Genomic DNA, 16613 nt, shown 5'->3' with positions numbered 1-16613 from the left:
AAACCCGGCGATTGGAAACCCGGCGATTGGAAATCGCGGCTACACAGACAAAACCCGCCTCCGCGGGTTGAAGACATTCTTAATTCTTAGTCCGCGGAGGCGGACATCGTTTGTATAGCCGCGAATTCTATTCGCCGGGATTATTGCTAGAAAACAACGAGTCAGAAAGTAGCCAACCAGAATCCCCCCTCGATGATTTGCGCCGCCAATTTCTCAATCAAGAAAACTCACCCAGCTAATCCATCAAACATCCGCGTTCATTCGCGTTTATCTGCGGTTAAAATACATCATGAGTAAAACCCCCAGAATTACTATCCCTCCAGAAGTCAGAAAATACGTATTTACTCGCAACAAATACCAGTGTCAAAGCTGCGGTCAAACCAAACTAGAAGCAGAACTGACGATCGATCATATCATCCCCCTAGCGCGCAGCGGCAGCAACGACATCAGCAACCTGCAAACCCTGTGCCGCACGTGCAACCAAAGGAAAACCGATAAACTAGACCCGCGCTTTAAGCGACAGTTTGACCTGTGATACAAAATTCGGGCTTTTTCCCCTCTATTCTTCAGTCCGCGTCGGCGGACATTGTTTGTATAGCCGCGAATTCTATTCGCCGGGGATATTGTCAAAAGAGGTAAAAATTGACGGGTAACTCCTACCATCGATAATACCGATAAGGATCATCCCCATTCTCAAAATCTGTCTTGTAATCCCAGTGATAAAAATCCCGACTCGCACCGTTAAAAATAGATCCATCCGCCTTAAAACTCGCTCCTAAATTAGCCAAAATCTGAGCATTTGCCCGTGTTTGCCGCCAGCGAGTAAAACGCAAATAAGTCTTATTATCCGCATTCAAACTTTCTGGGTCAATCTGAGAGAAAATCGCCACGCCTTTACCGACTTGTACCCGGCTTAACAAACCGTCAGCACCGATTTCTCCCCCAGACTTAATCAACCAAGTATCATAAAAAGAGCGCGATCGCAAATCGGAACTGCTCAGCCCCCTCACCTCATCCCAACTCGGAACCGCCAGCGAACCCCCGAAATCCTTGGCTTGCTCTAAACCAACTCCCAAACCCGCTATGGGGGCTTGACGTGGCAAGAAAAACGCCTTTCCGCCAGCATTCAAATAACCGCGCAAATCGACATCTTTGATATTCGCTTCCCGCCCGACAATTGCCAAACCAACATCCCCAGAAAGGGCACTAGCCCGCTGGTAAATTACCCCCAAACTGTCCAACTTTTGCGCATCCTTGTCTCCCCCAATTAAAACTACCTTATCTGTCTTTCCCACCACCGGAGAATTCATCCCGTAACTTACAATTTGTTGCACTAATTGCGCCGCCCCGCCATCTACAGCATAATGGTCTTCCACATCCATTTCGTTTAAAATCAGGCGCCCTTTTCCATAATCTAATTCCATTAGCGGGGAGTAAGCTAAATCAAACTCAGATTCCAAAATTGGCCGCCAACCGCTGCGGTGCGGCTTCTCGATTGCAGCGCTGCTGACACCGCCGCGATTTCCCCAACGCCAGCCGTACCAAGGCATATTTGCCGGACTAAAGTTGGCTCTGTTTTCGAGTGTATTTGGATAAGCTTCAATCAGTGTGCTTTCTCCGATCCAATCGCGCATATCTTCACTGTCTAAACCAATAACTGCGGGATGGTTGCTGTCAACGGGATAAGCGCGACGGCTGACGTGTCCGCCCACCCGGAAACCTGTGTTTTGCAGCCATTCTGGGCGCTGGGAAAATACGATTGCTTTGCCACCTTTGCGCACAAAGTCTTCTAAACTTCCGGGCATTTTTTCGCCGCTAGAAAATGCTTCTCTCCCGATAATTAATAGGGATGAAACTTGCGAACCGTTCCACGGGACAAGCTGATGGCCTAACTGTTTTAACATTGCTGATGTTTTGCCCGCAGGGTCAAAAATTGCTACGGAATCCTTGATTTTGGCTTGGTTGGCAAACACCCGGAAAGCAAATGTATCGGAATGCGGCCGATCGCCCACTCGTGCCATCAAGCGAATTTCGCCGTCAGTCTTGCTAAAAATATTATTTGGCAATTTTGCGTCAATTGGAAAAAACTGCGTCTCTGCTGGCTGAATTATCCCCTTATATTCGCCTTTGTGTACTCGATCTCCCCCCACCGAAACTTGCCAATTGAATACAAATTCTTGGGGCGATCGCGTATCGTTAATTAACACTACTTGTTTGGCAAGTTTGCCGCCCGCAAAAAAATTGCGGTCTTTGGAAGTAAACACCGGACTAGCGCCAGCAATCCAAGCCAAAGTCGAGCTATTATTATTGATAATCGCCTCGCCCCCAGGATGAATAGTGTAAGCTTCCGGCTGGAAATAATTTAAAAAATTGTTAGAGACAAGCTTCAAATAAACTCCTCGCCGTCCCGCTTGAAATCCCCCCATATCCACCTTAACTTTGCCAGCTTCGGAAACTTCCCAGCCGTGTCCGTCACTCCAAGGAATCATCCCCCCAGACATTCCAAAAGTCCGCCAACTCCGCCAAGTATTGGTACTGAACAAATGTTGCAACTTTTGAAAGGCTGGTGCAAAATCTAACTCTTTTTTCAGGTGCCAGCTTTGATACTGCTGACCCTTGATAAATTGCTCGCGAATTTTAGCTTTATAAGCCGGACTTTCCAACTCGTAAGCCTGCTTGCCAAAATAAATTGCGGCAAACTCAGTCATCCAAGGTTCGCTAACAATCACTTGATTGAAACCTTGGCGATTGCGCATCATGGTCGCGAACAGTGGCGTACCAAACTCGACGATCATGTAGGGCATATCCCCGGTTTTGCTCCACTCGGAAATCCATTCTTCCCGTTCTTGCAGGGGAATCATATTTAAATAAGAATTTAGCGCATAAACGTCGCCAATATTTGCTCCTTGGTGTACCATCACCGGTCTGGTTGGATCGGCAGATTTAATGGCAGCTACAGTGTCGTTACCTAGGGGAGTGTTGGCTCGCAAGCGCTCGTCTTCTAGCTTGCCGAGAGTTCCTTCAATTTTTCTTTTGCCGATGCGACGCGGATTTTGGTCGTCAGCGTTGCCGAAAAAATTGGGACTTGTCGCCCACATTAATACTGATGGATGGTTGCGGTAGCGGCGCATTTCTGTTGCCATTCGCGATTTCCACTGGTTGGCAAAATAGGGGTTTTTCCACTTGCCATTCCAAGCGATAGATGTAACGTTTAATGTGGGAGCCATTACCGGAAAACCTTTGAGGTCTGCCCTTTCACATAACAGTTCTCGGAAGTGCCACCTGCCGCGTTCGTCGTGATCCCAAGGCCAGGTTTCTACGATGTTAAAACCTGCTTTTGTGTAGCCTTCAATTAATTTGTCGGTAACTTCTACTGTGCCACTTTCCCAAGCACCGTCTGCGTGCAAGGTGGGGCGCAGGCGCAATTCTGTGCCGTTTAAGAAAAATTTGCGGCCTTCTATCCAAAATTCGCGGAAGCCGAAAGGTTGGTCGTATTGCGTGTCAATGCCGCTGCCTTTGACTTCTAATTGCATGGTGTAAAGGTTTGGTTTGCCGACATCCCACAGGCGGGGATTGGGCCAGTTCCACATCAATTTTAATGTTTGAGTTTGTTTGGCTTGAACGCTGGCGGTGGTTGTAAATTGTTGTTCGATTTTTCCTTGGTCGTCGAGCATTTTGGCGGTGAGTTGAACTTGACCGTTTTGGGTAACGTCTTTGAGTTCGACATCGATTTTAATTTGTTTTTTGCGGGTGGAAGTTTGTACGAATGCGTCGCTAATTAGCGGGCCTGGAGGAACGGCAAACAGCCGGACTTCGCCGATGATTCCCCGTGATTGCAAGTTGGATTTTTCTGTGTAAATTTCTGTGGGGCCCATAATCACGGCTTTGTCTTTTTCTTCGGATACTGCCGCGACTAAAATAGATATGGTGTTTTGACCGGGTTTGGCTAATGAGGTAATTTCAACTGTGCCGTAGGGCCATTCTATTTGACCGCTGTTAAGGCCGTTAACAAAGATGATTGCATCGGTGCTGACTCTGGCTAAGTCGATAAAAATGCGGCGGTTTTTCCAGTTGTCTGGAATATTGATTGTTTGCTGGTACCAAGCTTTTATTAGTTGTTTGCTGTTGAAGTTTTCCCACTCTTTGCCGGTGCCGCGGCTGATGATTCCGGGTACTGATTCGTTGTTTTCTTCTTCCCAGTTTCCGGGTACTTGGATGGAGCCCCAACTAATTGATGTGGGGGGGGTTTGGGGGTTGCCAACTGCGGGGACAAATTGCCAATTTCCGTTGAGATAAATTTGGTCGCGTTTGTTGTCGATCGCCCCGAGAGCTGCAATGGTAAGATTGGGGAAGCCGATCGAGATCCCGGAGTTACCCACCGAGTTGGGATTTTGCAGCGCGTAACCCACAAATCCGAATACTGTGGCGGCGGCTAAGAATAATCCGATAATTTTTGCCAGCTTGTGATTCACGCCGATTGTTGCTCCCAGAAATCAGTCGATCGAATTTGTCCCTTGATTTATCATAAGCTGCGGCAGGTATAATTGCTGGATTTGGGCGACTGGAGAAAGGGGAGATGGGGAAATGGGGAGATGGGGAGATGACTGATGAGGGCGGGCACGGCGGGGTACCGCCCCTACTGACTACTGACTGCTGACTACTGACTACTGACTTCGGCAAATCTGCCTCTGGGAAGATGGCACGACGATCGCAAATGTGGTTTTGTATAGAAAAAACACATAATTACTTTGACGATGTTGTTCGATCGACACAAACAGGAATAGTGCGATCGCGCGATCGCTACAGGTTAAAAAAAATGAGCCGGTTTCAGGTTTTGCCCTTACCCATTAAATCTTATAACATTGCTACATTTAGCGCCGGCACGGCCTTACTGCTAACAACTCTGTTACTGTTTGCACTCCAGGCAACTCCTATCATCTTAATTTTGGCCGCTACCATGGTTGGCGCTTGGTATATTGGCTTAAAGTCTGCACAACAAGAACTAGAAATAGAACGTCAGATTCTTGCCAAAGTAACTGACACCACGGCTTGCTTGATTGTAGTTCTCGACAGCCAAGGACGGATTGTCCGTTTTAACCAAGCTTGCGAAAAAAACACAGGCTACTTGCTAGCAGAAGTTGTAGATAAATGTATTTGGGATATATTTTTGCTTCCCGAAGAAGTTGAGCCTGTTCAAACAGTTTTTGCCCAACTTAGCGCGGAACCTTTTCAGAGCGAATATCAAAACTATTGGCGCACCAAAAATGGATACCAGCGCTTAATTTCTTGGTCGAATACGGTGATGGTCGATGACCGGGGTTTGGTAGAATATGTGATTGCAACTGGTATCGATATTACCGATCGCAAATCAGCAGAAATAGCCCTAGCTTTATCATACACTCAGCTCGAAAACCGCGTCACACAGCGCACGGCCGAACTGACAGTAGCTAAAGAAGCGCTGCAAGCTCAAGAAGAACGATTCCGCTGTTTGAGTTCCTGTTCGCCGATGGGGATTTTTATGGCAGATTTCCAGGGGCGCTACACCTATACAAACCCGCGCTGTCAATCGATTTGTGGCTTGAGTTTTGCAGAACTTTTAGGAGACGGTTGGGAGAATTGCATTCACCCGCAAGATCGATCGCACGTATTGAGTCGGTGGCTGGATTATACTCGACAAGGTGGGGAATATGCGATCGAATACCGCCTGCAAACAGCAGACGGGATTGTCCGCTGGATTAACGTTGCTTCCTCGCCGATGTTCTCCGACTGTGGCGAACTGATCGGACACGTGGGCACGGTGCGAGATGTCACCGAAAGACAGCAAACGCAAGCAGCTTTGTCTAGCAGCGAACAGCAACTGAGAACGCTGCTAGAAAATACGCCCGATGTGATTATCCGCACCGATAAAGAACTGCGTTATATTTATGTCAATCAAGCAGTTGCCAGAAGCCAAGGAAAACCAGTTTCATTCTTCCTCGGTAAAACCAGTGAAGACCTAGGAACGCCCCCAGAACTGTGCCAGATGTGGGATGAAACCCTGCACAAAGTGTTAGCAACTGGACGAGAAGAAATCATCGAATTCCAGGCCTACTCAACCAACGGCATCAGAACATATCAATCTCGCGTTGTTCCCGAACTTGACTCTGACGGCGTACCAGAATCGGCATTAATTGTCGCCCGCGATATCACAGAACTCAAACTTGCAGAAACTCAAAGAGTGCAGTTGACAATCGAGCAAGCAGCCCGGGAAAAAGCCCAAATAGAACAACAGCGATCGGCATTTTTAGCAGAAGTCAGCAAAATTCTGGCTGATGTGTTTGACGGGGAAACAGTGCTGCAAAAAGTCGCTGAATTAGCAGTTAACAGCATCGCAGACGGGTGCTGCATCCATTTGACCGAAACCGACTCAAACGTGCGCCGAGTGGCTGTAGCTCACGCAGAACCTTCTATAGTTGATAGGATTAATAACTTGAGAGTCCGCAGCCCGATCGCCTCTGATGCTGTTAACGGCTATCCGCTGGTAATTCGCACCGGCAAATCGGAGCTAATTGCCGAAGTGGATGAGGAGATTTTAGCAGCAGCAGCCGAAAATGTAGCAGAAATTGAAATGTTGCGATCGCTCAATCTCGGATCTCACGCTTGCGTACCGCTGAAGGCGCGCGGGCGGGTAATGGGTGCGCTCAGTTGCTTTACCTCAAAGTCGGGGCGGTGCTACAGTGCAGCGGATATGGCAATGTTAGAAGATTTAGCATACCGCGTGGCGATCGCCCTAGACAACGCCAGACTTTACGCAGAAGCGCAACAAGCACTATCTCAAACATCGGAATCCTTCGCCTTAGTTGACGCACTGTTAGAAGCATCTCCCCTAGCGATTTGCTTTCTCGATCGCCAAATGCGCTACATCCGGATCAATCAAGTATTAGCAGAACTCAACGGTTTGAGCGCCGAACAGCATCTCGGCCAAGACTTCCGCCAATTATTCCCAGAATCCGCCGCCAAATTAGCACCGATAATTCAGCAAGTTATAGAAACCGGCGAACCTGTTTTAAACGTAGAAGTCAGCGGCGAACATCCGGGAAAACCCGGATATTTCGGCTACTGGCTCGCCAACTACTACCCTGTAAAAAATGAAAGGGGAGAAATCATTGGCGCTGGCATAATTCTCGCAGATATTACGGCAGCCAAACAAACAGAATTAGCGCTGCGGGAAAGTGAAACGCGCTTCCGCAGCGTGGTAGATTCTAACATGATCGGCATCGGTTTCTGGGATCTGGGCGGCGCAATTACTGAAGCTAATGACGCCCTGCTGGAAATGATTGGATATACGAGGGAAGACTTGCTTTCAGGACTGATTCGCTGGATCGATCTGACGCCGCCGGAATACGCCCAACTCGATCGCGCAGCCATCACCCAAGTCGCAGAATTTGGAAGTTGCACGCCCTATGAAAAAGAATTTATCCGCTCTGACGGCTCGCGCTTCCCAATTTTTATCGGCGCCGGAAACTTGCAAGGATGCACAGACAAAGGCTCGTTCTTCGTGATCGATATTAGCGATCGCAAACAAGCGCAAAACCAGCTCCGAGAAAACGATATTAGGATTCGCAACCAATTAGCAGAACTCAACTTGGTTTACAACACCACACCAGTCGGGCTGTGCTTTCTCGATACCAATTTGCGCTACATCCGCATGAACGAATACCTGGCTCAGATCAACGGCCGCACGATCGCAGATCACATCGGGCGCACCGTCAGAGAAGCGATTCCAGAACTGGCAGATATGGTAGAGCCGATTTACCTGCAAGTGCTGGCGACGCAAACCCCCGTACTCGACTTGGAAATGAAGGCCGAAACCCTCCAACAGCCGGGCGTAGTGCGGGATTGGCAAGTCAGTTTTTATCCCGTATGCGATGAATCGGGAACGCTGTTAGGCGTCAGCAGCGTGGTAGCAGAAATCACCGATCGCAACCAAGCAAAACGGGTAATCCAGCAAAGCGAAGCTTTATTCCGGCGACTGTTAGACTCAAATATTTTCGGAGTGGCGATCGGCGATTTGACAGGCCGCATCGCCTACGCCAACGACTCCCTGCTCAACATGGTCGGCTACACCCGCTCAGACGTGCTCTCGGGTAAAATCTGGTGGAACCAGATGACAGCCCCCGAATACATCCACCTCGATTCCCGGGCGGCCGGGGAACTGCGGGCGTCGGGAGTCGCAACTCCTTTTAAGAAAGAGTACATCCGCAAAGATGGCAGCCGCGTGCCGATTTTGATGGGCGCGACGATCCTGTGCCCGGACAAAAGCCAACCAGAGACGATCGTCGCCTTCTACATCGACTTGACCGAAATCTCCCAAGTGGAAGCAGAACTCAAAAACAACCAACAACGCCTGCAAATTGCTCAGCAAGCAGGCAAAATCGGAACTTTTGAATGGAAAATCCAAACCGGCTCCCTCGCGTGTACGCCAGAGTTAGAGGCTTTGTACGGGCTGCCAGCCGGCGGTTTCGAGAGCTATCAAAATTGGGTAGAAATGGTGCATCCAGACGATCGCGCACTCACCGAACAGCAGGTGCAAGCGGCAGCGGCGTCGGGAGAGGAATTAAACACCGAGTTCCGCATTTGTCGCCGGGACAGCAGCACGGCCTGGATTGCTTGCAGGGCTAAGGTGTTTCAGGACGAGATTGGTTTGCCTTTGCGGATGATCGGCGTCAATGTCGATATCACCGATCGCAAACAAGCAGAAGAGGCGCGATCGCAAATCAATCAAACTTTAGAAGCCTTGATCCAAGCTTGTCCCCTCGGAATTACCGTTTTAGACGCCGAGGACGGGATTGTGAAAATGTGGAACCCCGCCGCCGAGAAGATTTTTGGCTGGTCAGCATCAGAGGCGATCGGTCAATTTTTGCCTACCGTTCCCGCTGACAAGCGCCAGGAATTTATGGCGAACTTGAAAAAAATTCGCGCCGGACACGGGATCGCGGGAGTGGAAACCCAACGCCAAAGAAAAGACGGCACAGCGATCGACATCGGTTTGTGGGCAACTCCCGTCCGCGACGCCAAGGGTAACATTAACTGTATGTCGATCGTCGCCGACATCAGCGATCGCAAGCAAGTCGAGGCAGAACTCGCCCAGTTGCTCGATCGCGAACAAACAGCCCGCGCCCAAGCCGAAGCCATCAACCGCCAGAAAGACGAGTTTCTCGCCACTCTTTCCCACGAACTCCGCACGCCTTTAAATGCGATTCTCGGCTGGGCGCAAATGCTGCGCACCCGCCCGTACACGGCAGATTCTTTAGCTTGCGGTTTGGAAGCGATCGAGCGTCAGTCCAGGGTGCAGGCGCAGCTAGTCGAAGATTTGCTCGATGTTTCTCGGATTATTCAAGGCAAACTAATTCTCAAACCCGGCTGGTTTGTGATGAGAAAGACGATCGAAGTTGCTCTCAGTTGTGTCAGTTTCGCCGCCCAAGCTAAGTCTGTGACTGTTTTTGACGAAATTGACCCGGGAGTCAGTTTGATGTGGGGAGACGCCCAGAGGTTGCAGCAGGTAGTCTCGAATTTGCTGACTAACGCCGTCAAGTTTACCCCATCCGGGGGAAGCGTGCGCTTGCGCTTGTCAAAGAATTTTGACTTTTCGCTTGCCGATTTGAGCTACGACGATCGCGCAACTGCTGCTAATTCCCGATCGTCGCCCACCAGCAATCAGTACCTGCAAATTCAAGTTAGCGATACCGGCAAAGGCATTTCGGCTGAGTTTCTACCCTACGTCTTCGATCGCTTCCGACAAGCAGATGGCTCAATTACTAAAGCTTACGGGGGTTTGGGACTGGGATTGGCGATCGTCCGTCACTTGGTGGAACTCCACGGCGGCACCGTCCGCGCCGAAAGTCCCGGAGAGGGACTCGGAGCCACATTTACAGTAATGTTACCGCTCAAACAGCGCCGGAGCCAGCAGCCGCAGTTAAGAGAAGAAACCAATTTCCCTCCCGTGAGTCCGGGTAATTTGGCTGGTTTAAAGGTGTTGGTAGTTGATGACGAACCCGACAACCGCGAGTTTTTGATTGTGGCGCTCCAACAGTTGGGGGCGGTAGCGATGGCTGCTGCTTCGGTACAAGAGGCGATCGAGATTTTACAGCAGTCGCCGCCAGATATTTTAGTCAGCGACATCGGGATGCCGGTTGAGGATGGCTACTCGCTGATCCGCAAAGTGCGATCGTCCGAATCCGACAAAATCAAGCGCTTGCCGGCCGTGGCCCTGACAGCTTATGCTAGCCAACAAGACCGCGATCGGGCGATCGAGGCCGGTTACAACGAACATTTAGCAAAGCCGATCGACTCTGCTCGATTCGCCACCGTCTTAGCAAAATTAAATATGTCAAAGTAGCCTACACAAACAAAACCCGGCGGTTGGAAACCCGGCGGTTGGAAACCCGGCGGTTGAAAACCCGGCGGTTGAAAACCCGGCGGTTGAAACCGCGTCTACACACACAAAACCCGGATGGTGCGCGGGTTGAAGATTCCGTAGCGTAGCGGGGCTCCATCCATCGCACATTTATCAAATTCCATCATATTTCTTCGTCGGCGTCCGGCGGACATCGTTTGTGTAGACGCGGTTTCCAACCGCCGGGTTATTTGTATAAACGCCGTTTCCAACCGCCGAGGTTTTTATTGATAAAACGCGGTATTTCTTCGTCGGCGTCCGGCGGACATCGTTTGACTTTCTGGCGGTTAGAAACCGCCGGATTTTTTGTATAGACGCGGTATTTCTTCCCCCCAGCTCAGCACCAAGTTAAACCGTTAAACTAAAAAGGTCAAAAACTCAAAACAATTAACCTCCCCCCCGGCCAATTGTGTGATTCCATGCCCCTTAATCCCCTCAACCGTCCAGCAGCCCAAATTTTCCCCCAGCTTCCGCTGCGAACTGTTTTGATTGTGCCCTTTGTCTTGCTAACAGTCAGCGCCGTCGGGCTAGTAGGCTTTCTTTCTTTTAAAAGCGGCCGGGAAGCAGTCGAGGATGTAGCGCAGCAGCTAATGCAGCAAGTAACAGAGCGTACCCGCGATCGCCTCGCGGATAATTCCGGGCCGTCAATCAATAACTTTCTGTCTCGCCTCCACTTCTCTGAGTCGGGACAAACTTTTATTATGGATCGATCGGGCAATCTGGTGGCCGCATCCACCCTCAAAACACCTCTGGTCAAGCTCCCAAAACAGCAACCGACGCCAGTACAAGCCAGCAACACCAAAGATATCCCCACCCGAGACATTGCTCAGCAACTCGCCAACCGCTTTCGCAACATTGGCCCGCTGCAAACAGCCCAGAAATTGAACCTGAACATTAACGGATCTCCCCAGTTTGTCCGCGTCACTCCCTATCGAAATGCCCGCGGCTGGGATTGGTTGATTGTGGTGATGGTGTCCGAGTCGGATTTCATGGCTCCCATCCAAGCAAATACCCGCAATACCTTGTGGTTGTGCGGTGTTACTTTGGTGTTGGATCTCGCGATCGGATTGTTGACGGTGCGTTGGATCGCAAAACCCATTTTGCGCTTGAATACCGCCGCCCAAAATCTGGCAAAAGGAGAATGGGATCGACCTTTAGAAATTAGACGCTTCGATGAAGTCGGAGAACTCGCCAGTTCCTTCAATCTCATGGCAGCGCAACTGCAACAGGCTTTGGCAGACCAAAAATCTTTAACTGAAGCTTTAACGCATCGCAAGAGCCAACTCAAGCAATTTTTAGAAGCCGTACCAGCGGGAATATCTATCCACGATGTCTCGGGTAAAGTCATCTACTTAAACCAAACTGCCAAGCGTTTGACCGGTGTAGAAAATATCCCCGACGCAACTTTAGAAGAAATGGCAGAAGTTTATCAAATCTACCGCCAAAACCAGCCTTTTCCAACAGCAGAATTGCCCGCCTCCCGAGCGCTGCACGGCGAAACCGTACTCGTTGACGATTTAGAATTGCATCGCAATGGGGAAATTATTAATCTTGAGGTACGCGCCACACCAATCTTCGACGCAGGCGGCAACATTATTTATGCGATCAATGCTTTTACTGACATCTCAGGACGCAAACAATCAGAAAAAATCTTAACTGACTACAATCACAATTTAGAAACCAAAGTTACCGAACGTACCACCGCCTTAGCTCGTGCTAACGAACTATTAGAGTATGAAATGGCTGACCGCGAATTGCTAGAACAAAAACTTTACACTTCTACCGAGCAAGTTCTGAAAATATTCGAGGCGATCGCAGATATAATCTTGATTCTCGAGCCCCGCTCCAAAACTATTCAAATTATACCCAGCAAGGGAATTTTTCAATACAACTATCAGACAAATCAGATCGACTCAATCATCCAACAATTTTTTCAGGATGAAAGCGAGGAGATTTATTTCGATCGAGTTCGAGAGGCCTTAGCAACCCAACAAACAATAAATTTTGATTACAGTCTGCTGATTAACAACCAAGAAATTTGGTTTAGTGCTAAAATCTCGCCGCTCTCAGATAACTCCGTGGTTTGGGTAGCTCGGGACATTAGCGATCGCCAGTTGGCGGAAGCCCGACTGCTGGAAGCCCAAAAAATTGCCCGTATTGGTAGTTGGGAATACGATATAGCCCCAGCAACCAGCACTTGGAGTCAAGAACTATATCGTATGTTCGAGCTCGATCCGACTCAAAAACCGCCAACAACCGCACAATTAATCAAGCGTTTTCATCCAGAAGATCGATCGCTCTATCTGACAATGATTCACGATCGAGCGATCGAGAAAAAAAGCTTTGAATTCGATCTGCGCCTGATCCGCAGAGATGGCTCTCTCACTTACCTAGAAGTCAGAGGGAAACCAGTTTTCGATCGAACAGGAGAGTTGCTGCGTTGGTTCGGCACAGTCTTGGATATTAGCGATCACAAACAAGCCGAAGCAGCTTTGCGAGCAAGCACCCAGCGGGAAAAAGCGATCGGGCGATCGATCGATCGCATCCGTCAGTCCTTAGATATTCACACAATCTTCGAGACTACAACCTCAGAATTGCGACAAACCCTCAACTGCGATCGAGTCGCTATCTATCGCTTTAATCCAGATTGGAGCGGCGAATTTGTTGCCGAGTCAATAGCTGCGGGCTGGATATCTCTAATGCAACAATTGGACGATCTTAATTTGCCAAACAATCTCGCCGCCGACTTTAGCTGTGCGGCGAAAGAGTTGCGAACCTGCGGTGAAGGAGTACGAGATACCTATATACAAGAAAATCAAGTCGGTATCTACGATAGAGGTGTTTGTTACCGCATGGTTGAAGACATATACACCGCTGGATTTACTCCTTGTTACGTCGAAGTGTTAGAGCAATTTCAAGCTAGAGCCTACATTATTTGCCCCATATTCTGCGGCAGTCAAATTTGGGGTTTGCTCGCCAGCTATCAAAATACTGGGCCCCGCACTTGGCGCGAAGCCGAAATCAACATTGCACTGCAAATTAGCACTCAACTAGGCATCGCCCTACAACAATCTCAATTCCTCGAAGCCAGTCAACAGCAAGCAGTACAGCTCCAAAAAGCCGCCTTAGCAGCAGAAGCCGCCAACCTCGCCAAAAGCACTTTTTTGGCAAATATGAGCCACGAACTCCGCACGCCGCTCAACGCAATTCTCGGCTTCTCCCAATTGATGCAGCGATCGACCAACCTCAACGCCGAACAACAAGAAAATATCCGCATCATCAACCGCAGCGGGGAGCACTTACTAACTCTGATCAATCAAATATTAGATTTAGCCAAAATAGAGGCGGGACGCATTACCCTCGACCCCACAAATTTTAAATTAAGCAACCTGCTCGACGAGGCAAAAGAGATATTTCAACTCCAGGCACGGGAGCAACAATTGCAGTTAATATGTGAGTCTGCTAGCGATGTTCCCCAGTACGTACAAACCGACAGACTGAAGTTGCGCCAAGTTTTAACTAATCTGCTTTCTAACGCCATTAAATTTACAAAAGAGGGAAGAATTTCCCTAAGAATAAGCACGGTTTGGGAGGGTGAAAATCAGCAATTGCCAATCAATTACAAATTACATTTTGAAATAGAAGACACAGGGTGCGGCATGGCTGCTGATGAATTAGCTCGGCTTTTTCAAGCCTTTGTGCAAACCAAATCCGGGGAAAAATCGCAGCAGGGAACCGGTTTGGGGCTGGCCATCAGCCAACACTTTGTCAAGCTGATGGGCGGCGCGATTGCTGTGCGCAGTCAACTAGGAAGCGGCACTACCTTCGCCTTCGATATCCCCGTCAGCCCTGTCGATCCAACGGATGTTGAATCGGTACAGCCACCGCGTCGGGCGATCGCCCTAGAACCCAACCAGCCGCGCTACCGGATCTTGATTGTGGACGATCGATCGGACAACCGCAAACTGCTGCTGAAAATGCTTGCAGGCTTTGACTTTGAGATCCAAGAAGCCAGCAACGGCCAAGAAGCAATAGAAGTGTGTTCGAGTTTTGAGCCCCACTTAATTTTTATGGATATGTGGATGCCGGTGATGGATGGAGGTGAAGCAACGAAACGCATTAAAGCCACCGTAAAAGGTCAAACTACCGCGATTATTGCCGTGAGTGCCGATAACACCCAGGAAGCACGAACCGTTACTGCATCAGATAATAGCGATGACTTTATCCACAAACCCTTTGCAGAGGCAGAAATCTTTGCTACCCTTCATAAACATCTCGGAGTGCGTTACATTTACGAAGAACCGGAAACTGTGCCAGAGCCAACTTCAATCGAGGCTCCGACTTCCGAGACTCTTGCCGGTTTACCAGCCGATTGGCTAGCAGCTTTAGAGAAAGCAACAATTGAGTGCGATTTAGAGTTGATTCTCAGTCAAATAGAGCAAATTGGCGATCGATCTTTAGCTAGCGCTCTCACCGCATTAGCTAACGAGTTTCAGTTCAATCAAATACTAGCTCTCATCCGTCCCGAAACCAAATAAAAATAATATTAGATATGCTTAGCAATCAAAAATGCAAGCCCCACGAGCTTGAGGAGGAATTAGATTCCTCACCACAAACCTATCAAGGTTATTTTACCGGACATCACATGAATTACGAAGCAACTCCCGCTTTCAAAGGGAATATTTTAATTGTTGATGACGTGCCGAACAATTTGCACTTGCTAGCAAAAATACTCTCGAAGCAAGGCTACAAAACACGCACCGCACCAGACGGACAACTCGCTCTAAGGTCGATCGAATTAACTCCTCCCGACTTAATCTTGCTGGACATCATGATGCCAGGTATGGACGGCTACAAAGTCTGCCAAGCATTGAAAAATTCTGCCGCAACCAAAGACATTCCTATAATTTTTATCAGTGCTTTAAACGAAGTGTTCGATAAAGTCAAAGCCTTTGAAGTTGGCGGTGTAGATTATATCACCAAACCCTTTCAGGAACAAGAAGTCATGGTGCGCGTCTCAAATCAACTGATGCAGCGCCAGTTGTTCCAGCAAACACAATCCTACGCCCAACAACTCGAACAAACTTTAACTGAACTCAAAAAAACTCAAGCTCAGTTAATCCAAAAGGAAAAAATGGCTTCCTTAGGGCAACTAGCAGCAGGAATCGCTCACGAAATCAACAATCCCATCAACTTTATCAATGGCAATCTTGGCATGGCGGGCGACTATGCACAAGATTTAGTTCGTCTCGTGCAATTGTACCGACATTACTACCCGCAGCCCGTGGCAGAAATTGTCGGCGAATTAAACAAAATTCAACCCGACTTCATCGCAGACGATTATCCAAAACTGCTAAACTCAATGAAAGATGGTGCCTCTCGAATTAGCGAGATTGTGCTGTCTTTTCGCAACTTCTCCCGCCTCGGCGAAGAAAAGTACAAACCAGTGAATATTCATGAAGGCATTGACAATACTTTAGTTATTTTGCAACACAGGCTCAAAACAGCAAGCACTGCGGGTGATATAGAAGTCATCAAACACTACAATAAACTGCCCAAAGTCACCTGTTACGCCAGTCAGTTAAATCAGGTGTTCATGAGCCTGCTAACTAATGCGATAGATGCCCTAGAAGCTCAACCCTATCCCCGAAAAATTACCATCAAGACTTCATTAGCTTCTGACTCAGAACCTGCGCCGCACAATCTTGATTCAAAATTTCCCAATCAAACATCCCAATCCGTGATGATTCACATTACCGATAACGGTTGCGGGATGAGCGAAGAAGTACGCCACCGGATATTTGACCCATTTTTTACTACGAAACCTGTGGGCCGCGGTACTGGATTGGGGTTGGCCATCAGTCACGATATTGTAGTGGAAAAACATCGAGGTCAAATTAGTTGTATTTCTGCTGTCGGCGGCCCGACAGAGTTTATTTTGCAGATTCCGATATCTGTTATGACAGTTGACAGCTTGTAGTTGGGTTGCGCAGTACGGGAATCAAACCATTTATGCTTGACTGGTATCGGCTTTAGTTATGAGGTTATATCAAATCCGCTCTTCATCGTCCTGTATTCGTCTCTCTTCTCTTCCTCGGGTGCATCTGGTGCAAGGCAAATATGTTTGTAGGGGCGAAGCATGACCGCATTCAATATGGGATTATAACTAATAACTTAT

General features: G+C 48.7%; 5 protein-coding genes. 4 read left to right on the top strand and 1 reads right to left on the bottom strand.

The features are described from left to right. The first annotated feature begins 289 nt into the window (after positions 1-289). Entirely contained in the window at positions 290-535 is a 246-nt protein-coding gene (locus tag QT974_RS05935; RefSeq protein ID WP_333467599.1) for an HNH endonuclease, read from the top strand. A gap of 121 nt (positions 536-656) precedes the next feature. Here QT974_RS05935 and QT974_RS05930 read toward each other — a convergent pair whose 3' ends face one another. Next, positions 657-4472: a glycoside hydrolase family 2 protein gene (locus QT974_RS05930; RefSeq protein WP_333467598.1), complete on the bottom strand. Its 3816-nt coding sequence runs from the start codon at positions 4470-4472 to the stop codon at positions 657-659. 224 nt (positions 4473-4696) lie between these two features. Between QT974_RS05930 and QT974_RS05925 the strand changes: the two genes are divergently transcribed. From QT974_RS05925 to QT974_RS05915, 3 genes are all read left to right on the top strand, one after another. After that, positions 4697-10378 (top strand): PAS domain S-box protein, encoded by a 5682-nt coding sequence (locus tag QT974_RS05925; RefSeq protein WP_333467597.1) that lies wholly within the window; start codon positions 4697-4699, stop codon positions 10376-10378. 476 nt (positions 10379-10854) lie between these two features. Then, positions 10855-14973, top strand: coding sequence for an ATP-binding protein (locus QT974_RS05920; protein ID WP_333467596.1), 4119 nt, complete (start codon positions 10855-10857; stop codon positions 14971-14973). Positions 14974-15080: 107 nt separating this feature from the next. After that, entirely contained in the window at positions 15081-16415 is a 1335-nt protein-coding gene (locus QT974_RS05915) for a hybrid sensor histidine kinase/response regulator (RefSeq protein ID WP_442933156.1), read from the top strand. Positions 16416-16613 lie beyond the last annotated feature (198 nt).

This window comes from Microcoleus sp. BM001215392 (genome assembly GCF_036700185.1).
GTDB lineage: Bacteria > Cyanobacteriota > Cyanobacteriia > Cyanobacteriales > Microcoleaceae > Microcoleus.
Note: the sequence above shows the minus strand (reverse complement) of the source record. Positions and strands in the feature narration are given on the sequence as shown.